At 67.0% G+C, this 21760-nt stretch carries 16 protein-coding genes; 4 read left to right on the top strand and 12 right to left on the bottom strand.

Annotated elements, in window-relative coordinates; all coding sequences use genetic code 11:
* The first annotated feature begins 21 nt into the window (after nt 1-21).
* Genes BXA07_RS16105 through BXA07_RS16095 form a run of 3 tightly spaced genes read left to right on the top strand, consistent with a single transcriptional unit; the run spans nt 22 to nt 2813 of the window.
* Complete coding sequence (locus BXA07_RS16105) at nt 22-708, top strand: response regulator (RefSeq protein ID WP_076568904.1); 687 nt, start codon at nt 22-24, stop codon at nt 706-708.
* Complete coding sequence (locus tag BXA07_RS16100; protein WP_076568903.1) at nt 705-2102, top strand: ATP-binding protein; 1398 nt, start codon at nt 705-707, stop codon at nt 2100-2102. The genes BXA07_RS16105 and BXA07_RS16100 overlap by 4 nt, the downstream gene beginning before the upstream one ends.
* Nucleotides 2103-2114: 12 nt before the next feature.
* Nucleotides 2115-2813, top strand: coding sequence for a VIT1/CCC1 transporter family protein (locus BXA07_RS16095; RefSeq protein ID WP_076568902.1), 699 nt, complete (start codon nt 2115-2117; stop codon nt 2811-2813).
* A gap of 5 nt (nt 2814-2818) precedes the next feature.
* Here the strand turns inward: BXA07_RS16095 and BXA07_RS16090 are convergent, their stop codons facing one another.
* The 7 genes from BXA07_RS16090 to BXA07_RS16060 form a co-directional block, all read right to left on the bottom strand.
* On the bottom strand, nt 2819-3664 hold the full coding sequence (locus tag BXA07_RS16090) for a universal stress protein (protein WP_076568901.1): 846 nt from the start codon (nt 3662-3664) through the stop codon (nt 2819-2821).
* 31 nt (nt 3665-3695) lie between these two features.
* Nucleotides 3696-5489, bottom strand: coding sequence for a PHA/PHB synthase family protein (locus BXA07_RS16085; protein WP_083708325.1), 1794 nt, complete (start codon nt 5487-5489; stop codon nt 3696-3698).
* Between the two features lie 61 nt (nt 5490-5550).
* Nucleotides 5551-9099, bottom strand: a complete 3549-nt coding sequence (locus BXA07_RS16080; protein WP_076568900.1) for a PAS domain S-box protein — start codon at nt 9097-9099, stop codon at nt 5551-5553.
* Nucleotides 9096-10241 (bottom strand): FIST signal transduction protein, encoded by a 1146-nt coding sequence (locus BXA07_RS16075; RefSeq protein WP_076568899.1) that lies wholly within the window; start codon nt 10239-10241, stop codon nt 9096-9098. Before BXA07_RS16075 ends, BXA07_RS16080 begins: the two co-directional genes overlap by 4 nt.
* A gap of 14 nt (nt 10242-10255) precedes the next feature.
* Nucleotides 10256-11314, bottom strand: coding sequence for an HD domain-containing phosphohydrolase (locus tag BXA07_RS16070; protein WP_076568898.1), 1059 nt, complete (start codon nt 11312-11314; stop codon nt 10256-10258).
* 50 nt (nt 11315-11364) lie between these two features.
* Entirely contained in the window at nt 11365-11868 is a 504-nt protein-coding gene (locus tag BXA07_RS16065; protein ID WP_076568897.1) for a chemotaxis protein CheW, read from the bottom strand.
* Between the two features lie 67 nt (nt 11869-11935).
* Nucleotides 11936-12838, bottom strand: a complete 903-nt coding sequence (locus BXA07_RS16060) for a GGDEF domain-containing protein (RefSeq protein ID WP_076568896.1) — start codon at nt 12836-12838, stop codon at nt 11936-11938.
* 474 nt (nt 12839-13312) lie between these two features.
* Between BXA07_RS16060 and BXA07_RS31640 the strand changes: the two genes are divergently transcribed.
* Complete coding sequence (locus tag BXA07_RS31640; protein WP_076568895.1) at nt 13313-14974, top strand: methyl-accepting chemotaxis protein; 1662 nt, start codon at nt 13313-13315, stop codon at nt 14972-14974.
* A gap of 105 nt (nt 14975-15079) precedes the next feature.
* On the opposite strand, the gene BXA07_RS16050 is transcribed toward BXA07_RS31640, so the two are convergent.
* From BXA07_RS16050 to BXA07_RS16030, 5 genes are all read right to left on the bottom strand, one after another.
* On the bottom strand, nt 15080-16366 hold the full coding sequence (locus BXA07_RS16050) for a DUF445 domain-containing protein (RefSeq protein ID WP_076568894.1): 1287 nt from the start codon (nt 16364-16366) through the stop codon (nt 15080-15082).
* Nucleotides 16367-16442: 76 nt separating this feature from the next.
* The gene (locus BXA07_RS16045) at nt 16443-17840 is read right to left on the bottom strand and encodes a branched-chain amino acid transporter BcaP (protein ID WP_076568893.1); all 1398 of its coding nucleotides are present in this window, start codon (nt 17838-17840) and stop codon (nt 16443-16445) included.
* Nucleotides 17841-18042: 202 nt separating this feature from the next.
* Complete coding sequence (locus BXA07_RS16040) at nt 18043-19830, bottom strand: MFS transporter (protein ID WP_076568892.1); 1788 nt, start codon at nt 19828-19830, stop codon at nt 18043-18045.
* A 50-nt stretch (nt 19831-19880) separates the two neighbouring features.
* A complete protein-coding gene (locus tag BXA07_RS16035) occupies nt 19881-20975 on the bottom strand; it encodes an N-acetylglucosamine-6-phosphate deacetylase (RefSeq protein WP_076568891.1) in 1095 nt (364 codons plus the stop codon).
* A 3-nt stretch (nt 20976-20978) separates the two neighbouring features.
* On the bottom strand, nt 20979-21746 hold the full coding sequence (locus BXA07_RS16030) for a DeoR family transcriptional regulator (RefSeq protein ID WP_034781637.1): 768 nt from the start codon (nt 21744-21746) through the stop codon (nt 20979-20981).
* Nucleotides 21747-21760: the final 14 nt, after the last annotated feature.

Genomic DNA, 21760 nt, shown 5'->3' with positions numbered 1-21760 from the left:
CGCCAGACAGGACAAGCCACGATGCGCATATTGCTGACAGAAGACGATCCCCAGCTGGGGCGCGCCACGCAGATGGGGCTGGAGCAGGCCGGCTACGCCGTCGACTGGGTGCAGTCGGCCGAAAGTGCGCACACGGCCGTGCGCCTGCACCGTTACGGCTGCCTGCTGCTCGACCTGGCATTGCCGGGCGAGGACGGCATGCAGGCGCTGGCGACCTTGCGCCGCGGCGGCTACGACGGGGCGATCCTGATCGTCACGGCGCGCGACCAGATCGTCGACCGCGTGGCGGGCCTGGATGCGGGAGCGGACGACTTCATCGTCAAGCCCTTCGACCTCGACGAGCTGGCGGCGCGCATGCGCAGCGCCTGCCGGCGGGCGGCCGGGCGCACCCGCGAAGAGCTCGTGCACGGCGATATCGTCATCGATGTCGCCGCGCGCCAGGTGCTGCAGGCCGGCGTGGCCGTGCCCCTGACGGGCAAGGAATTCAGCATCCTGCTGATGCTCGTCGAGCAACGCGGGCGCGTCCTGAGCCGCGCGCAACTGGAAGAGGGCGTCTACAGCTGGGGCGAGGAAATCGACAGCAACGCGCTGCAGGTGCATATCCACCACCTGCGGCGCAAGCTGGGCAGGTCGCTGATCCGCACCGTGCATGCCATCGGCTACAGCATCGACATGCCCGCCATGCCCGATATGCAGGCGTGGCCATGACGGCCCCCGCCCTGCGCACCGCCGGCGCATGGTCGCTGCGGCGCACGCTGCTGGCCGTGCTGCTGGGGCTGACGTTTACGCTATGGGGCTTCAGCGCCGCCATCGTGTACCTGGAGGCGGGGCGCGAAAGCCAGGAACTGTTCGACCAGTCGCTGGCCGAGACGGGGCATTTGCTGCTGTCCCTGGCCGAACACGAGGTGCAGGAGCATGGCGCGAGCACGTCGCTGGTGATGCCGGTGGCGCAGAACCGCAACCACCGCCAGTATCTGCTGTTCCAGGTATGGGATGCGCAGCACCGCCTGCTGTACAAGAATGCCGGTGCGCCGGACCAGGCATTCGCCGCGCCGGCCGACGTGGGCTACAGCTGGCGCGACAACGATGGCCGCCTGTGGCGCATCTATACGAGCTGGAACCACGACGCCCGGCTGCAGATACAGGTGGCCGAACCGGCCAGCCACCGCCAGGAAATCAGCAGCCGCTTCGCCGTCAAGCTGCTGGCGATCGGCTTGCCGATGGCGGCCCTGGCGGCGCTGGCCATCTGGTGGAGCATCAATCGCGTGTTTCGCGCCCTGCGCCGTTCCGCCAATGAAGTGGCGCAGCGCACGCCCGACGATCTCGCCAGTGTCAGCGTGGCGGGCGCCCCCCTGGAGGTGCAGCCGCTGCTGCAGGCCATCAACCGCCTGTTCGTGCGCGTACGCCAGACGCGCGAGCAGGAGCAGCGCTTCACGGCCGATGCCGCGCATGAACTGCGCACGCCGCTGGCGGCCATCAAGACGAACCTGCAGGTGCTGCAGCGCGCCCGCAGCGACGCGGAGCGCCGCGAGTCCGTGACGGGGCTGGGCCTGAGCGTGGACCGCGCCACGCGCCTGGTGGGGCAGCTGCTGACCTTGTCCCGGCTCGACCCGCAGTCGCAGCCGCCGCCCGACCTGCCAGTGCTGGACCTGGCCGCCTTGCTGGCCGAACAGCTGCCCGCCTGGATGGCGCAGGCGCAGCGCCAGGACCTGCTGCTGAAAACGGCGCTGGCCACGGCGCCATGCCGCCTGCAGCCGGATCACGTCCTGATCCTGGCGCGCAACCTGGTGGACAACGCCATGCGCTACACCCCGGCCGGCGGCGCGCTGGTGCTGGCCTGCGGCGCCGATGCCGACGGCGTGCTGCTGCGCGTGAGCGATACGGGACCCGGCATCGCCGGGCATTTGCGCGAGCGCGTGTTCGAACGGTTTTTCCGCGCGGCCGGCGCGCACCAGCCGGGCAGCGGCCTGGGCTTGTCCATCGTGCGGCGCATCGCCGAGACGCATGGCGCCAGCGTGCAGCTGGACGCCGGGCCGGACGGCACCGGCCTGGTGGTGACGGTACGCTTTCCCGCACCCGCCAGCCCGCCCATTCATGCATAAAGGAGTCTGACCATGCCATTGCGACACCGCGAGTTTCACCGGATGGATAACGTCGGCTGGCTGCGTGCCGCCGTCCTGGGCGCCAATGACGGCATCGTCTCGACGGCCAGCCTGGTGCTGGGCGTGGTCGCGGCCCATGCCACGCACGAGAGCATCCTGGTGGCCGGCGTGGCAGGCCTGGTGGCGGGCGCCATGTCGATGGCGACGGGCGAATACGTGTCGGTGCAGTCGCAGGCCGATACGGAGCAGGCGGCGCTGGAGCGCGAAGGCGGCGAGCTGCTGGACGACCCCAACGGCGAGCTGCACGAGCTGACGCACATTTATGTGGCGCGCGGCCTGGCGCCGGCCCTGGCCGCGCAAGTGGCCAGGGCGCTGACGGCGCATGACGCCATCGGCGCCCATGCGCGCGATGAACTGGGCATCACGGAGAGCATGCGTGCGCGGCCCTTGCAGGCGGCGCTGGCCTCGGCCCTCAGTTTTGCCGTCGGCGCGGCCCTGCCGCTGGTGGTGGTGCTGCTGGCGCCCATGTCCGTGCTGGCGCCGGCCATCGCCGGCTCGTCGCTACTGTTCCTGGCGCTGCTCGGCGGCTTGGCCGCAAGGGCCGGTGGCGCCCGCGTGGGCAGGGGCGTGCTGCGCGTGGTGTTCTGGAGCGCGCTGTCGATGGCGGCGGCATCGGGCATCGGCGCACTGTTCGGCACCGCGACGGGCTGACGCAATCAGTGCGATACCAGCACGGGCAAGGTCGTTTCCTGCAGCACCGTGCGCGTGACGCCGCCCAGCAGCGCTTCGCGCAGGCGCATGTGGCCGTAGCAGCCCATCACCACCAGGTCGCACTGGCGCTGCGCCGCCATGGCCAGCAGGGCCGCGCCCACGTCCTGGCCCGGCGGCGTGTCGTGCTGCAGCACGTCGACATTGACGCCGTGGCGCGCCAGGTACAGGGCCAGGTCGGCGCCGGGCTGTTCGCCGTGCGCGGCCGGCTGGGTGTGCGAATTGACGACGGCCAGCGTCACCTGCTGCGCGCGCTGCAGCAGCGGCAGCGCATCGGTGATGGCGCGCAGCGCCTCGGCGCTGCCGTTCCAGGCCAGCAGCGGGCGCTGGCCCGTATGCGCCGGGACGGCCTGTGGCGCATGCGGCACCATCAGCACGGGACGGCCGCAATGGAGCATCAGGTATTCGGCCGTGCCGGCGATGACGCGCGAAGGCGTGTCCTGCGGGTCCGTCTGGCCGAGGATCACCAGGTCGCAATAGCGTGCCTGCAGCAGCAGCGCGCCTTGCGCATCGTCGTCGACGAAGCGCGTTTCATAGGTGGCAAGCCCCTCTTCGCGGGCGATGCGCTCGAAATCGTGCAGCGCCTCGCTGGCCTGGCTGCGCAGCGCCTGCATTTGCGCTGGCGCAAACTGCAGCGCGTTGACGCCGCCGCCATACGCATAGCGCGAGATGCCGCTCATGGCCGAGCCGATCAGGTGCGCCCCTTCGGCGATGGCCAGGCGCACGGCCAGGCGCACGCGCTGGGCGCAGTGGCGTGAATTGTCGACGTGGACCAGCAGGGTAGTGTAGGGCATGGCGTTTTCCTCGGTTGTCGGATATCGGTTGTCAGGGTTGCAGCACGTAGCTGCCGGGGGCGTCGCCCAGGTCAGCCCCCATGGGCGGCGGCGCCACTGGCGCGCCGGAGCGCTGCGCCAGCCACGCCTGCCAGGCGGGCCACCAGGAACCCTGCTGGCGTGGCACGTCGTGCTGCCAGCTGTCGGCGTCGATGTAGGGTTCGTCGTGGCGGTGCGTGGCCAGCTGGTAGCTGCGGCGCGGCTGGCCTGGCGGCGAGACGACGCCCGCATTGTGGCCGCCCGAGGTGAGCAAAAAAGTGACGTCCGTGTCGGTCAGCAACTGCAGCTTGTAGACGGAGCGCCACGGCGCCACGTGGTCCGTCAGGGTGCCGACGGCGAAGATGGGCGCGTGGATGTCGGGCAGGGCGATATGGCGGCCCGCCGTGCGGTAGCGGCCCTCGGCCAGGTCGTTGTGCAGGAAGAGCTGGCGCAGGTATTCCGAGTGCATGCGGCAGGGCATGCGCGTGGCGTCCGCATTCCAGGCCATCAGGTCGCTGTCCTGCTCATCGAGCCCCAGCAGGTAGTGGCGCAGGCGGCGCGACCAGATCAGGTCATTCGAGCGCAGCAGCTGGAAGGCACCCGCCATCTGCCGCGTATCGAGGTAGCCCTGCTTCCACATGGCCGCTTCCAGGAAGCTCACCTGGCTGTCGTCGATGAACAGCGACAGTTCGCCCGGTTCCTTGAAGTCCACCTGCGAGGCCAGCATGGTGAGGCTGGCCAGGCGCGCATCGCCGTCGCGCGCCATCGTGGCGGCGGCAATCGCCAGCAGGGTGCCGCCCAGGCAGTAGCCGGCCGCGTGCACCTGCGGCGCGCCCGTGATGCGGGCGACGGCGTCGAGCGCGTCCATCACGCCGAGCTGGCGGTAGTCTTCCAGCGACAGTTCGCGGTCCGCCTCCAGCGGATTTTTCCAGGAAATCATGAATACCGTGTGACCCTGCTCGACCAGGTAGCGCACCAGCGAATTGTGCGGCGACAGGTCGAGGATGTAGTACTTCATGATCCAGGCAGGCACGAACAGCAGCGGCGTCGCCTGCACGCTTGCGCCGGCCGGCGCGTACTGCAGCAGTTCGATCAGGTCGTTGCGGTAGACCACCTTGCCCGGCGTGACGGCCACGTTCACGCCCACTTGATAGGTGCGCTGGTCGGGCGCGTGCGCGCCCATGGCGGCGCGGCGCCAGTCTTCGGCCAGGTGCTGCGCGCCGTGCACCAGGTTGGCGCCGCCGCTTGCCACGGTGGCTTGCTGCACCACGGGATTGGTCAGCATGAAGTTCGACGGCGCCAGCATGTCGAGCCACTGGCGCACCGTAAAGGTGACGACGTCCTCATGGTGCGGCGACACGCCGCGCACGCCCGTGGTGGCGCGGTGCCACCATTGCTGCTGCAGCAAGAAGCCCTGGTAGACCAGGTTGTATGGCCAGCGCTGCCAGGCCGGGTCTTCGAAGCGCCGGTCCTGCGGCAGCGGCGCGATGCACGGCTGCTCGAACGTGGTGCCCGGTTGCGCAGACAGCAGCGCGTACTGCTGCCAGCGCCAGATCTTCTTCCACGCTTCCTGCAGCAGCGTCTGCTGCTTCGACGGCGCCAGCGCCAGGTGGCCGAGCCAGTCGGCATAGGCATTGCCCAGTGCGGCGGGGGAAATGCCGCCCGTGAACTTGCCCAGCCAGGCGTTCAGGAACAGGTCCAGCGTGGCGCCCGAAGGCGCGTTTTCCGGGTAGCACGGCGCGGGCACGCCTTGCCAGGCGCTGCCCAGGCGTTCGTTGTCTTGCGTACCATGCTGCGTGATGCTCATAGGGACTCCGGCTATTTTTTTACAGGATAGCAAGAGCTTGTTCAAAAAATTATGATCTACATCAAGTTTGCCCGGATGCGTGCAGCATGCTCTCCGTCCCACCTATCCCCGCGCCCGCTTCCTCGACAAACAGGCGCAACTGGACTTCCAGCGCATCGAGGCGCGCCAGCAGCGCCGCCGGCCCGGCGGCGGCCGCTTCGCTTTCGATGGCCGTGGCGATGGCGACGGCGGGCGCCGCATGGAAATTGCCCAGCAAGCCGGCCAGCGTATGCGCCTGCCGGCTGACGGTGGGCCGGTCGTCCGCCTGCAGGGCCGCGCGCAGGGCGGCCAGTTGCGCCGGCAAGCCGTCCAGGAAGGAAGCGCCGATGATGGCGATCACGTCGGCATCGGCGCCGGCCAGCGCGGCGGCATAGTCGAAGCGGGGGGCGCCGTCGGCCAGCGCCGGCGCCGCCTCGGGCGCCGTGGCGGGCGGCGGCATGTGTTTGCCAATTTGCAACACATGCTGCTGGATCAGGCTCTGGAACGCCGCCGTGCGGAAGGGCTTGGACAGGTAGTCATCCATGCCGCCGTCGATGCAGCGTTCGCGGTCGCCTTCGAAGGCGCTGGCCGTCATGGCGATGATGACGCTTTTCGGCATGCCCTGCGCTTCGCGCTGGCGAATTTGCGCGGTGGCTTCGAAACCGCCCATTTCCGGCATCTGCAAGTCCATCAGGATCAGGTCGAAGTGGCCTGCCGCATGGTGTTCGAGCGCTTCGCGGCCATGTGCAGCATGCGTGACCTTGTGTCCGGCATTCGTCAGCAGCACGGTGGCCAGTTCGCGGTTCATGGCATTGTCCTCGACCAGCAGGATGTCCAGGCCGGGCATGCTTTCGCGGATGGCGTGGCGCGTGACCACGGGAGCGGCGCTGGGCTCGCCGCGGCAGGTGCCCAGCACGCTCAGGGTGACGCTCAGCAATTCCTCCGGGCTGGCCGGCTTGAGCAGATAGCCCTGAATGCCCAGTTCACGGCAGCGCGCCGCGTCGCCCAGGCTGCCGCTCGATGACAGCATGACGATGGGCACCTGGCTCCAGTGGGGCAGGGCGGCCAGCGCCGTGGCCGTGTCGAAGCCGTTCATGCCGGGCATGGCAAAGTCCATGATGATGCAGTCCGTCGGCAGGCTGGTGCGGCAGGCGTCCAGCGCCGCCTCGCCGGACTCGCAGGCGGTAACGCTGGCGCCGCAGTGCTCGAAGATCCTGCGCAGGATGGTCAGGCTGCTGGGATTGTCGTCGACCAGCGTGATGCTGCGTCCCGCCAGCGAGGCGCCGGGCGGCGGCAGGGGCAGGCGGTTGTCGCTGACGGGCAGGGACAGGTCCACGCTGAAGGTGCTTCCCTTGCCCAGTTCGCTCGACAGGCTGATCTCGCCTTTCATCATCGTCACCAGGCGCCGCGTGATCGACAGGCCCAGTCCCGTGCCGCCGAAGCGCCGCGTGGTCGAGCCGTCTTCCTGCTGGAAGGCGTCGAAGACGGCTTCCTGCATGTCGGCGGCGATGCCGATGCCGGTGTCGCGCACGTCCAGTTGCAGCTGCGCCATGCCGTCCCCGCTGGCGCGCAGCCGGGCGCTGACGATGACCTCGCCGCGCGGCGTGAACTTGATGGCGTTGCCCGTCAGGTTGGTCAGCACCTGGCGCAGGCGGCCAGGGTCGCCGAGCACGGTCTGCGGCAGCGCCGGATCGAGGTCGAGCACCAGTTCCAGGCCGCTGGCCTGCGCCCGCATGGCGTGCGCGCGCATGGTTTCCTGCATCAGCTGGCGCAGGTCGAAGGGGATGCTTTCCAGCGTCAGCATGCCCGCCTCGATCTTCGAGAAGTCGAGGATGTCATTGATGATGCACAGCAGCGCGTCGGCCGAGGCCTTGACGATTTCCAGGTACTTGCGCTGGTGGGCATCGAGCTGGGAGTCGAGCACCAGGTCCGTCATGCCGAGGATGCCGTTCATCGGCGTGCGGATTTCATGGCTCATGTTGGCCAGGAACTCGCTCTTCGAGCGGCTGGCCGATTCGGCCACTTCCTTGGCCAGCAGCAGGGCCCGTTCGGCCGCTTTTTGGCTGGAAATGTCGACCAGGGTGCCCACCAGGCCGCTCAAGCCGCCGTCGGACTTCAGCAGGGTCGCCTTGCTGAACAGCACATCGACCTGCCGCCCGCCGATGGTCAGCCGGTCTTCATATGTCTGGCTTCCCTTGTCGAGCATCAGGCGCACATCCTGCCGCGCCACCTGCTGCGCCTCCTGCGGCGGCAGGAGGTCGGCCGCCGTCAGGCCCAGGATGTCCGACTGGGGGAGCTGGAAGAAGGCGCAGAAGGCGCGGTTGGCGCGCAGGTAGCGGCCCTGCACGTCCTTCAGGTACAGGGGGATAGGAATGGTTTCGATCAGCGCATCGACGAAATTGAGGTTGTGGCGCAGCTCGCGCGCCGCCAGGCGGCGCTCCGTGATGTCGGTGAGGCTGCCGGTAATGCCTGCCAGCCGCCCCTGGCCGTCGTGTTCGGCGCGCGCGCACACGTCGATCCAGCGCACGTTGCCGTCGCGGGTGATGTAGCGCGCTTCGTGGCGCATGCTGTCCACCTGGCGTCCCATCAGCTGGGACAGGCCGTCGGCGACGCGCTCGCGGTCGCGCGCGTCGATAAAGTGCAGCACGTTCCGGCCCAGGCTGTCGGCGATGGCAAAACCGGTGATGGCGTGCCAGGCCGGGTTGAGGAAGGTCCACACGCCCTGCAGGTCCGTGCGGAAGACCACTTCATTGAGGCTGTTGACGACATTGCGGTATTCGCGCTCGCTTTTCGCGATGGTTTCGGCCATGCGCTTGCTTTCGCTGATTTCCGTGCGGATGGCGATGTACTGATAGGGCTTGCCGGCCGCGTCGAGGAAGGGCACGATGGTGGCGTCGACCCAGTATTGCCCGCCGTTCTTGGCATGGTTGCAGATTTCGCCATGCCACACCTGGCCCGTGGTGATGGTTTGCCACATCTGCGCGAAAAAGGCGTCCGGGTGCGAGCGCGAATTGATCAGGCGGTGCGTCTTGCCGATCAGTTCTTCGCGCGCGTAGCCGCTGATGGCGCAAAACTTGTCGTTGACGTAGATGATGACGCCGGCCGTGTCGGTAATGCTGACAATGGCATGTTGATCCATCGCAAAGCGCTGGTTCAGCAATTCGATGCGGCGCAGCTCCTGCTGCGCCACCAGGTCGGCCAGCAACACCGACAGGCCCTCGATATCGCCTTCCTGCGGCAGGTGCAGGCCGGAATCGTTGTTGTCGAGCAGGCGTACGGCCGCCACGCGCAGCGATTGCAGGACGCGGTTGCGGCTGGCCAGTTCCGTGCGCAGCAGGTCGTTGGTCAGGCTCAGTTCCGTGGAACTGAGCTCCAGGCTGCGCGAACGCAGGTCCAGGTCGCGCTCCGACTGGTCGTAGGCGCTGTCGATGCGCTGCAGCAGGGCCGGCAGGCCGGCCAGGAAACCGGCCAATTCGGGCGGCGTGCCGGCTTGCCCGCTCAGTGCCTGTGCCTGCGCCAGCAGGGCATCGCGGGCGCTTTCCGAGTCGATGTTACAGACCCGGTTCAGTTGGCGTGCGAGGGTGCGGTTCATGTTTCGCTCAGTACGGTCACGGTCATCGTCTGGTTATGCAGCTGGCACGCGCCCTGCGGCTGGGCGATGCCGATTTCGCCGTTCGAGTAAAACCCGGCGATGCAGCTCGCGCCGCCGCCCAGCAGGTCGGCCACGGCTTCGACCTCCTCGTCGACCCGGTCGCCCATGACCAGCTTGCGCCCCACGCAGCTGACCAGCAGTGCCAGTTGCTCGCCCACGGCGTCGGGCTGCGGCACGACGCCGCGCGCCGCCGTTTCCGCCCCGTCGATCAGCTTGTTGGTGCTCGAATGCATCAGTTTCAGGTAGCCGTCGGCGAGGATGTCGCCGGCCAGGGTCAGCGAACCCTGTTCCTCGTCGACGGCCAGGATGGTGCGGAAGACATTGCTTTTCTCATGCGCGGCCGACAGCATTTCAAAGGGGAACAGCAGGCCCGAGCCGGGCAGGTCGCGCGCATAGTCGCCCAGGTACAGCTTGTAGATGTCGAGCGCGCGCGCGCCATCGAGGCCATACAGCACGTTGCCGACGCAGCGCGTCACCTTGCGCGCGGGGCCGAACGCTTCCCAGCCCGCATGGCTGCCGTAGCCGAGGCGGATGCGCTCGCCGTACAGGCCGACGGCAACGACGGTATTGTCGGCCGCGCCGCGCGGACCCAGGGTCCACGTCTGGCGGAAGGCGCCGCCGTCGGCCGCCAGCCCGCCGGAAACCGTCACGCCGGGCGGCAGGCTGGCCTGCAGCCCGGCGATGAGGGCGCTGCCGTTGATGGCCACGCCCGTGCCCAGCATGAAGACGGCCGCCAGGCCCTCCTGCGGCAGCGCCTGCGCCAGGCGCTGGCCCGTATCGTGCGAATCGGCCATGTCGCAGATGATGGCGTCGGCGATGGCCACCGTGGTGTGGGCAAAGCGGATGGCGGTGATGACGCAGCTGTCGTCGTAGACGCGCTTGCCGGCGATTTCACCAGCCGTGGAGCAGCCGGCGATGACGGCCCCGGGAAGCTGGCGGCGCAGCGCCTCCGTCAGGTCGGACGCGGCAAAGTAGGCGCAGGCGCCGAAGACCAGCACCAGATGCGGCTGCATCAGCGCCAGTGGCGCCAGGGCCGCGTCGAAGTCGGCATGGTTGTTCAGGATCAGTTGTTGCAAGCGCATGGCAGGCTCCTCGCTTAGAGTGGGTGGGCGTGGGGGTGGACGGGATCGGGCAGGCTGTCGCGGATGGCCAGCACCTCGTCCCAGGCGCCCAGGAAGGCGTCGATGCAGCTTGGGCAGAAGTGGCTGCCCTTGTTCTGTTGCAGGAACAGGCGCGCCTGCTCCAAAGGCCAGGCCGGCTTGTAGGGGCGCTCCGAACTGAGCGCATCGAAGACGTCGGCCACGGCCACGATGCGCGCCGACAAAGGTATCTGCTCGCCCGCCAGGCCGCGCGGATAGCCGCTGCCGTCGTATTTCTCGTGGTGGCCGCTGGCGATTTCCTCGGCCAGGCGGATCAGCGGTGAATCGCTGCCGGCCAGGATCTGGCCGCCGATTTCCGCGTGCTGGCGCATGATGGCCATTTCATCGGGGTCCAGCCGGCCCGGCTTGAGCAGGATGTGGTCGGGCGTGGCCAGCTTGCCCACGTCGTGCATGGGCGCCGCCTTGAGCAGCATGTCCTGCCATTCCGGCGCCAGTCCCAGGTTGCTGGCGATCAGTGCGGAATAGCGGGCCATGCGCATGATGTGGCCGCCTGTTTCAGGGTCGCGGAATTCGGCCGCCCGCGCCAGGCGCGTGACCAGCTCCATTTCGCGCGCCGTGACGTCGGCGATGGCCTGGCGCACCTCGTGCTCGAGCAGCTTGGCGCGGTCGGCCAGCATGGTTTGGGCCGTGCGCAGGGCCAGCAGGTTGCGTACGCGCAAACTGAATTCGATGGTGTCGACGGGCTTGGTGAGAAACTCGGTCACGCCCAGCGAAAAGGCCTGGTTGCGCACGGCACGGTCGTTTTCGGTGGTCACCATGATGATCGGAATGTCGGCCATGTGCTGCATCTTGCGGAAAATGCCGAGAAATTCATTGCCGGACAGGCTAGGCATGCGGTAATCGAGCAAGACCAGGTCCGGCACATGCGATTCGCACCAGTACAGGGCGTCGATGGGATCGCTCATGCAGACCGGCTCGCTGGCGCTGGCCTTGCGCGCAAGGGTCGAAAGCAGGTGCAGGTTGGTGTCGTTGTCATCGACGATCAGGATGCTCATGGTGTCTCCGGCGGGGCGGGTTCGTATGGTGGGCGGGGCTGGCGGCTGTCTCAGGCCGCCAGTTTTCCGCCGGCGTGCATGCCCATGCCCGATAGCAGGCTGTCCATGTCGAGCACGATCAGCATGCGCTCGTCCAGGGTGCCGATGGCCGTCACGTGACCGGCCATCGCCGAGCCGTGCAGCTGCGGCGGCGGCTTGATCTGCGCTGGCGCCAGCTGCACCACGTCGGCCACGCGGTCGACCACGATGCCGGTGGCGCCCTGCGCGAAGATCAGGATGATGACGACGGTCGAGGCGTCGTAGGCGGGTTCGGCCTGGCCCAGCGAAATGCGCAGGTCGACCAGCGGCACGATGCTGCCGCGCAGGTGGATGAAGCCCTTGAGGAAGGCGGGGGCGCTGGCGATGCGGGTGACCGCGCCGTAGCCGCGGATTTCCTGCACCAGGCCGATGTCGATCGCGTATTCCTCCTTGCCGAGTCCGAAGACCAGCAATTCCCGGGCGTCCGCTTGCGCCAGCTGGCTCGCCGCTGCGGCATGTGTCGTGGTGGTTTCCATGTGCTTGCTCCTGTCAGGTGCTGCGTGGTGAATGAAACGGCGGATATGGCTGCTTACTCAGGCTTACTCAGGCTTGCTCGATGCGGTTGCGGCCATTGTTCTTGGCCTGGTAGAGCGCGGCGTCGGCGTGCATGAAGCCCGCCTTCCAGTCGCCGTTGTCGGGCAGCGGCGCCAGGCCGATGCTGATCGTCACAGGAATATACAGCTTGCCGAACTCGAAACGCGTCTCTTCCACGGCGCAGCGTATGCGCTCGGCTACCTGGCAGGCCATGGCCATGTCCGTATGCGGGAACAGGAAGCCGAATTCCTCGCCGCCCACGCGGGCGACGACATCCGAGGCCCGCGCCTGGAACTGGAACACGGCGGCGACGGCTTGCAGGACGGCGTCGCCGGCGGCATGGCCATGCTGGTCGTTGACGTGCTTGAAGAAATCGATGTCGGCGATGCCGATGGCCAGGGGGCTGCCAGCGCGCCTGGCCCGCGCGGCTGAACGCACGGCCTCGACCTCGAAGGCGCGGCGGTTGGGCAGGTGGGTCAGCGGGTCGCTCAGGGCGATGCGCTGCAGCTGCTGCCAGCGGGCCGCATTCTGCTGTTCGATGGCGCGCTCGCGGCGCTGGTCGATGAAAAAGGCGCCCATGTAGTTGTCGTCGCCGAGCTTGCCGAGGTCCATGGCCTTGAGCACGATGGGCAGCATGGAGCCGTCGTGGTGGCGAATGGCGAAATGGCGCTTGTGTCCCAGTACCCTGGACTTCTTTTCGCCGGCCAGATAGGCGCCGATCTGCGCCCCGTGCTGCTCGCGCACGGAATCCGGCAGCAGCGCCTCGAGCTGCTGGCCCGCAAGGCTGCCCGGTGTGTAGCCGCTCAGCGCATACATGGCGTCGTTCGCATAGTGGATGCGTGAAGCGGCGTCGATGATGACGGCGGCGTCTTCTGCGGCGTCGAGCAGGCGTAAGGCCAGGACTTTGTTCATGCGTATCTCCCCTGCATAGGTGCGGACTTCCCGAGTGGCGAAAGTGGCGCTGTCATCGCATCGCCTTTTATTTCCCCATGTCAATCATCATACCTCAAATAAAATAGAATGCAATGAATTTAATGATTTTAATGATTTGTGTTTGTGGCGCAACTGTCGTTTTTTTGTCCGGCCTTGCCTGACCATGCTTGTTTTCGCTGTGCGATCACGAGAATCTATCCATTTGTCACCATTTCAAAAATGACAAATTCGTTTAAATTTTTAAATTAAATGTTGTAATTGGTTAATTCATGTTGCACAATGAATTCAATCCAAATCAAAAAGCTGGCGAATGGAGGCAAGTTGTTGGCAAGACGCCTCTCGCTGCTTGTCAGGATCTGAGCGGGAATTAGTCGTGTTGTTCAGGCCAGGGCGCAAGAGCGCTTGTTTCCGGATGGCGCCGTCATTCGGTTGTGTAGGATAAGGGAGACAGAGATGCGTACAAATATGCCGGTAACGAACAAGGAATATGTGCTGCATGATGGTCAGACGGTGGTATCGAAGACTGACCTGCAGGGCAATATCACCTATGTCAATCAGGATTTCATCGATATCAGCGGCTTTTCGGCCGAGGAGCTGATCGGCGCGCCGCAGAACATCGTGCGCCATCCGGACATGCCGGTCGAGGCCTTCGCCGACTTCTGGCGCACCATCAAGAGCGGCAAGGCGTGGACGGGCATGGTCAAGAACCGCTGCAAGAATGGCGACTACTACTGGGTGGAAGCGAATGCCGCGCCGATGCTGGAAAACGGTCAGATGGTGGGCTATACCTCGATCCGCGTAAAACCCAGCCGGGAACAGGTGGCCGCCGCCGAGCGCGCGTACCAGGCCATCAAGCAAGGCAGCACGACACTCGAAGTACGCGAAGGCGTGGCCGTGCACCGCTCGGCCCTGCGGCGCCTGAACCCGATGGCGCAGCTGTCGCTGCGCGCCAGGATGGGACTCGTCTTCGGTTCGCTGGCGCTGCTGTTCGTCGCCGCGCCGGCCATTTCCTACGTGGCGTCGGGTCACGCCGGCATGCCGATGCTGTTCAGTACTTTGTGCGGCGTGGTGTCGTGCGCGGCCGGCGGTTACACCTTGCAACGCGCGGCCGTGGCGCCGCTGCAGCGCATGCGCAGCGATATCGAGCGCATGAGCGCGGGCGACCTGTCGGGCAACATCAGCGCCAGCGGCAACGACGAGCTCACGGCGGTGGTCCAGGCGCTGCGCGTGCTGCAGACGAATGTCAAGCTGCTGGTCGGGCAAATCAAGGAATCGACGGGCGTGGTGGGCCGTGGCGCGGAAGAAATCGCCGCAGGCAATGCGAACCTGTCGCGGCGCACGGAGTCGCAGGCCAGCGCGCTGGAAGAGACGGCGTCTTCCATGGAAGAGCTGACCGGCACGGTCAGGCAGAATGCCGACAATGCGCGCGAGGCGAACCGCCTCGTCAGTAGCGCCTCCGACACGGCGCACAAGGGCGAGCAAGCCATGTCGCAGGTGATCGCCACCATGAGCACGATCCAGGACAGCTCGCGCAAGATCGTCGACATCATCGGCGTGATCGACGGCATCGCCTTCCAGACGAATATCCTGGCCCTGAATGCAGCCGTCGAGGCGGCGCGGGCCGGCGAACAGGGGCGCGGCTTTGCCGTGGTGGCGTCCGAGGTGCGCAATCTGGCGCACCGCTCGGCCCAGGCGGCCAAGGAAATCAAGGTGCTGATCGGCGACTCGGTGGACAAGGTGAGCATGGGGAGCCGCCTGGTGCAGGACGCCGGCAAGACGATGGGCGATATCGAACAGTCGGTGCGCCAGGTCGCGGGCTACATGGCCGACATCACGGCCGCCAGCCAGGAGCAGAGCGAGGGCATCGAGCAGATCAACCATGCCATCACGCAGATGGATGACGTGACGCAGCAAAATGCGGCCCTGGTCGAACAGGCTGCCGCCGCGGCGGCCGACATGCAGCAGCAGGCCGTGCAACTGGCAACGCTGGTCGATTCCTTCCAGCTGGTGCGCGATATGGCGGCCGGCGCCGCCATATCGCGGCCGACCGCCAGGGCCGCCGCACCGCGCAAGCTGTTATCGATGCCGGGGCTGGCGAAACCGCAGCCGGCGTGATTCGGCGGATGCCGCAACGAATGCCGGTGTGCCTGGCCGAAGCGTGCCGCGCCAGGCGCCGGCATGGACAGTGGCCGGCCCCGCACGCGCGGCGGGAACTTGCGCCTAGATCGCATGGCTGGCGGCGTAAATCAGCAAGCCCGCCAGGCCGCCCACGATGGTGCCGTTGATGCGGATGAATTGCAGGTCGCGCCCGATGGCCAGTTCGATGCGTTCGCTCATTTCATCCTTGCTCCACAAGTCCAGGCGGGCGGCGATGAAGGCGCCCACTTCGCCCCGGTAGCGCCGTACCAGCGTGCCGCTGCCGGCGACGATGGCGCCGTTCAGCCATGCCCGCGCCGCCTTGTCAGCACCCAGCACCTGGCCCGTATTGCGCGCCAGGCTGGCAATCGCTTGCGCCAGCACGGGGGCGTCGGCATGCAGGTCGGCCAGCACGCGCGCGCGGATGGCGTCCCACACGTCGCCCAGCATGGTTTGCACCGTATCGCTGGCAATCAGCTGCAACTGGTAGCGGCGCACCGTGGCTTGCCACTGCGGGTCGGCCTTCAGGTGCAGCGCGCTGTCGGCGATCCAGCCGGCGATGCGCTGGCGCAACGGGTGACCGGGGTCGATGCGCACGGCGAGGGCGAATTTTTGCAGCGAGGCGATCATGCGCGGCTCATATGCTTTCACGGCTTTTTTGACCAGCGCGTTCTCGATCTGGAAGGCGCCCAGCACGAAGTCGCCGATGGCGGCGTGGTGCGCCTCGTCGTCCAGGTAGGCGGCGCTGCGGTCGAGCAGGAAGTCCAGCAGCGCCTGCGGCTTGCCGTCGGCGATCAGCGCATCGATGCAGTCGGCCGCCACGTCCGACAGATTCAATTGAGCGAGGTAGCCGCCGGCCTGCTCGCGCAGCAGGCGGCCCAGTTTGTCGTGGTCGGCCATCGCCAGCAGCTGCCTGGCGACGCCGGCGCCGGCCATGCCCAGCTGCCGCGCGTGAACGGGGTCGCCGAGCCAGGCGCCCAGGCGCGCGGCGGGATCGGCTTGCGCGATGCGCTCGGCGATGCCTTGCTCGGTAATGAAATGGTTTTCCACGAAGGCGCCCAGGCTGCGGCCGATGTCGGCCTTGCTGTTCGGGATAATGGCCGTATGCCACAGCGGGATGCCCAGCGGGTGGCGGAACAGGGCGACAACGGCGAACCAGTCGGCGATCGCGCCCACCATGGCCGCTTCGGCAAACGCTTCCACATAGCCCCAGGCGGGGTGGCCGTCCCGTTGCCAGCGGGCCAAGGCGAAGATCAGCGCGGCCAGCAGCAGCAGGCCGGCGGCCAGCAGTTGCATGTTGCGCAGGCGCGCGCGCTTGAGCTGGTCCGTGCTCTGGTCCAGTTGTGCGATGAGGTCGGGGGAACGTTGCATGGATGGCGGCCTGCAGGATTGCGAAACCGCCATCTTAACTGCGGCAGCGACAGGATGTGTCGCTGCACGGGACTTTTTACTGCGGCGGGTGCAGCAGCGAACGGCGGCGAGCGTAGCCGAAGTAGATGATCAGGCCCAGCACGAGCCAGATGGAAAACGCCACCCAGGTAACCCAGCTCAGGAACGTCATCAGGCCCACGCACAGGATCACGGCCAGCGCCGGCACGTAGGGCACGCCGGGACAGCGGAAGGCGCGCGGCAGGTCGGGGCGGCGCTTGCGCAGCACCACCACGGCCACGGAGACCATGGTGAAGGCGGCCAGGGTGCCGATGTTGATCAGCTCTGCGAGGATGTTGAGCGGGATCGTGGCGGCGATCAGGCCGAAGACGATGCCGACCAGCCAAGTGGCGAAGAACGGCGTGTGGAAGCGCGGGTGCACGGTCGACAGGCGCTTGGGCAGCAAGCCGTCGCGCGACATGGCGAAGATGATGCGCGTCTGGCCGAAGGCCATCACGAGGATCACGGTGGTCATGCCGAGGATGGCGCCCAGGTCGACGAAGCCGGCGATCCAGTTTTCGCCCGCATATTGCAGGGCCAGCGAGACGGGATGGTCGACGCCGAGGAATTTCTGGTACGGCACGATGCCCGTCATGATGGCCGAGACCACCACGTACAGCACGGCGCATACGGCCAGCGAGCCGATAATTCCAATGGGCAAGTCGCGCGACGGCTTCTTGACTTCCTCGGCGGCCGAGGTGACGGCGTCAAAGCCGATGAAGGCGAAGAAGACGAGGGCGGCGGCGCTCAGCATGCCGTGGTAGCCGAAGGGCATGTAGGGCTGCCAGTTGGCCGGCTGCACGTGGCGCGCGCCGAAGATGATGAACAGCAGCACCACGCCCACCTTGATGGCCACCATGATGTTGTTCAGGCGGGCCGATTCGCGCACGCCCCAGCCCAGCATGGCTGTCAGGGCCAGCATGATGACCAGGGCCGGCAGGTTGATGAAGGTGGTCACGCCGGGCAGGGCGCCCGGTGCGGCCGTCAGGGCCACGGGCAGGGTGATGCCAAAGCCCGACAGCAGCGACTGGAAATAGCCGGACCAGCCGACGGAGACGGCGGCTGCGGCCAGGCCGTATTCGAGCAGCAAGTCCCAGCCTATCATCCAGGCGGCCAGCTCGCCCAGGGTGGCATAGCTGTAGGTGTAGATGGAGCCGGCCACCGGCACGGTGGAGGCGAATTCCGCATAGCACAGGGCGGCGAAGCAGCAGGCGACGGCCGCCACGACGAAGGACAGCGACAGGGCGGGGCCGGCCGTCAGCGCGCCCGTGCCGGTGAGCACGAAAATACCGGTGCCGACGATGGCGCCGATGCCCATGAGGACAAGGTCGAACGGTCCCAGCACCTTGGCCAGACCTCCCGGTTTCTTGCTGTGGGCAATCATGTCATCCAAATTCTTGGTTCTAAATAAGCTCACTGTGTCTCCTGGTGGTTTTTTGTCATGGCGCCATTGCCGCCTCGTGAGTAGCACGACGCAGCCAGATTCTAGCCCACGCGCCCGTGATTCCAGAAGGAAAACCGTACGGTGACGTGCGCGCCAGCGTTGTAAACTTGTCCGGCAGGCAAAAAAACAGCCCCGGATGGTGGTCCGGAGCTGGAAAGGAGACTGCTACAGTTGGTTACCTGGAAAAGTGCGCTTCGATCTCTTCCAGGGTCTTGCCCTTCGTTTCGGGGAGCAAAAATGCTGCCGCCAGGAAATACAGCACGGTGCAGCCGGCGCCGAAGAAGAACAAGGTCGAATAGCCATGCAAGCCAACGGTGGGCAGGAAGATGGCGGCGATCACGGTCGACACGAACTGGTTCACCAGCAGCGCGATGCTCATGCCGTTCGAGCGGATACGGGTCGGCATCAGCTCGGACAGGGCCAGCCACACGCACACGCCCGGTCCCACGGCGAAGCTGGAAACGAACACGCAGATGGCGACGGCCACCAGCCAGCCGTGCGTGGACGAGGGCACGGGGCCCAGGCTGGCCTTTTCGATGCGCAGCGGCGCCTCGCGTCCGGCGGCCGGGTCGGCGAACGGGTTCAGGTGCAGCTTGCGGAAGAACACGCCGATCACGCTGTCGGCCTGCACGGCGTCTTCGCGGGCGATGGTCACCTGGCGCAGCACGGGATCGTCGCTGCGCAGGCTCTTCACGTTGGTGAACGGACCGTAGGCGTAGGCGATGGTCAGCTGCTGCGGCGTGCCGTCGGCGGCCGCGCCCAGGGCCGTCAGGGTGGCCGCATCGAGGTGCACGGCCAGGCCGTCGTTGTGCACCTGGGCGGCGATGGCGGGGCGCACGTCGGCCAGGTGCGCTTCGGCGCCGCGGAACAGCAGGCCGGCCGCCAGCAGCGAGACGACAATGCCGCCCGTGCCCAGCATCAGCAGGAACTTGCGGCCCTTGCGGTCCACCAGCAGCACGGCCACCACCGTCATCACGGCGTTCAGCACCTTCAACAGGACGTCCGCCATGTTGGCCGAGGCGCCCGACAGGCCCGCCTGGTTGAGAATATTGACGACATAGGCGAGGATGGAATTGATGCCCGTCGCCTGGGTACAGGCGAGGATCAGGCAGGCCAGCAGGAAGGGCAGCACATAGCGGCGGCTCAGCAGCGGGTCTTTCGCCTTGCCGCTGGCCTTGGCCGCGTTCTCGGGCGTGTCTTGCATCTCGCGCAACTCGATGTCGGCGGCGGCGGGCAGGCGCGTGCGCAGCAGCGACTGGCGCGCCTGCGCGATGCGGCCCCGTTGCGCCAGCCAGCGCGGCGACTCGGCCAGCAGCAGGGCGCCGATGGTAAATACGAGGCCCGGCGTCAGACAGACCCAGAAGATGCTGCGCCAGGCGTGGTCCTTGGCCGCGAAGATGGCGGCGATGCGGCCCGCTTCCGGCAAGGCCTGCGCCGCCTGCGTGGCCGTTTCCACTGTCTGCGCCTGCAGCAGGCCGATCAGGGCGGCCGCCACCAGGCCGATGGTCAGCAGCAGCTGGAACAGGGCGGCGCCCCGTCCACGCTGTTGCGCCGGCAGGCATTCGGCCAGGTACAGGGGCACGACGACGCCGATCAAGCCGCCGCTGATGCCTTGCAGCAGACGGCCCAGCAGCAGCGGCGTGTAGCCGTCGGCCAGGGCAATCAATGGAATGCTCGCGCTGAACAGGGCGCCGGCCAGGAACATTACCCAGCGCCGGCCCAGGATATCGGCCAGGGCGCCGGCGAACAGCGAGGACAGGACGGAGCCCAGCAGCACGGCGGCGACGATAAAGCTCAGCTGCTGGGCCGTCAGTTTCCAGGCCACGGAGGCGGTCGATTCCAGGTAGGGCAGGGCGCCGGCGATGATGCCGATGTCTATGCCGTACAGCAATCCCCCCATGCCGGCAATAAATAGCAGGTAGCGCATGGCCCACACGGGGGCCTTGTGTGACGTGTCGTGCATGGTAACTCCGGGACGGGGTTGAGGTTGGGGGCTGGTTCTAGAGACGGAATCTAGCGGGTGGAAAGATCGATGGCCGCGCCTTCGACGAAGACGGACACTGGCTGTAACCGGAAATCGAGGACGACGATGTCGGCCCAGGCGCCCGGTGCCAGACGGCCCCGTTCGGATTCGCCCAGGTAGTCGGCGGGGTACAGCGACAAACGGTTCGAGGCGTCGGCCAGGTCCAGGCCCAGGTCGACGAAATTGCGCAGGGCCTGGTCCATGGTCAGCACGCTGCCGGCCAGCGAGCCCGTGGCCAGGCGCACGCAGCCCATGCATTTGTAGACGCGCTGCGTGCCCAGGCCGTATTCGCCGTCGGGCATGCCGGTGGCCGAGGTGGCGTCCGTCACGCCGTACAGGCGCGGGATGGCGCGCAGGGCCGCGCGCAGGGCGCCCTTGGCCACGTGCTGCAGGTCGGGGATGATTTCCGCGTATTCGGCGTGCGCCAGCGCCGCGCCCACCATGCCGGGGTCGTAGTGTGTCATGCCCGTCATGCCGTTGTACAGGTGGGTGAAGCCCGAGACCCCGGCCTTGAGCGCCGCCACGCCTTCGTCATACGTGCCGGCGCTGTGGCCGATCTGCACGCGGATGCCCATGGCCGCCAGCTGCGGGATCAGTTCCAGGTGGCCGGGGATTTCCGGCGCCATGGTCAAGACCTTGATGGGGGCGATGGCGTGGAAGCGCTGCACGAGAGCCAGGCTCGCCTGCACCACGTCGGGCGGCTGCGCGCCCAGGCGGTGCAGGTTCAAGAACGGTCCTTCCAGGTGCACGCCCAGCATGCGCGCGCCGTTGGCGGGACGTTCGGCGATGACGCCGGCCAGGCCTTGCAGGGCGCGCACGATCGATGGTTCTTTCGCCGTCAGGGTGGTGCCCAGCAGGGCCGTGGTGCCGTGGCGCGCGTGTACCTGCGCCACCGTGGCGCCCGCGTTTGCGCCTTCCATGATGTCGACGCCGGCCGCGCCGTGCACGTGCAGGTCGATGAAGCCGGGCAGGATGGTCAGCGCGCTGTCCGCGGCAGGGTCTTCCTGTATCTGGACGATGCGCTGGTCAAAAGTGATGGTGCCCGTGATCCAGCCAGATGGGGTAAGGATTCTGCCGCTCAGCATGTGTTATTCCGCTATAAAAAGTTCGATGCCCAGCTTTTGCAGCCCTTCGCGGTATTCCTGGCTGATGCTGGCATCGGTGATGACGGTATCGACGCGGTCCAGCTGCACGATGCGGTGCAGGCTGACGCGGCCGAACTTCGAGGCGTCCGTGAGGACGATGATTTTCTTGGCCCGTTCCACCATCTTGTGGTTCAGGCTCGCTTCCGCTTCGTGGTGGGTGGTGACGCCGAACTGCAGGTCGAAGCCGTCCACGCCCAGGAACAGCTTGTCGAAGCTGTAGGCCTGCAAGCAGGTTTCGGCCTGGCTGCCCTGGATCGACAGCGACTGCTTGCGCAGCAGACCGCCCGTGAGGATCAGGTCCACGCCCGGCGCGTCGGCCAGCTCCCACGCGATGTTCAGGCCATTCGTGGCCACCGTCACGCCCGTCGCATCGCGCAGATGGCGCGCCAGCGAGATGGTGGTGGTGCCCGAGTCGATGATGATGTTGTCGCCCGGTTCCACCAGCCGCGCCGCATAGGCGCCGATGCGCTCCTTCTGCTCGTGGTTGATGGCATCCTTCTGGCGTATCGTATGCTCGGGCGGCGGCGTGCGCGTCAGGGTCGCGCCGCCGTGGCTGCGCGTGGCCATGCCTTGCGCTTCCAGCGCATTCAAGTCGCTGCGGATGGTGACCGCGGACACGCCGAGCTTTTCCACCAGATCGGTCACCTGCACCGAGCCCTGCTGGGCAAGCATTTGGAGGATGGATTCACGGCGTTGGCTGGTATTTCGCATGGTGGCGGGCTCGG

It is taken from the genome of Janthinobacterium sp. TND4EL3, from assembly GCF_900156175.1.
GTDB lineage: Bacteria > Pseudomonadota > Gammaproteobacteria > Burkholderiales > Burkholderiaceae_D > Janthinobacterium.
The sequence above is the reverse complement of the archived record's forward strand: the minus strand, read 5'-3'. Positions and strand labels throughout refer to the sequence as shown.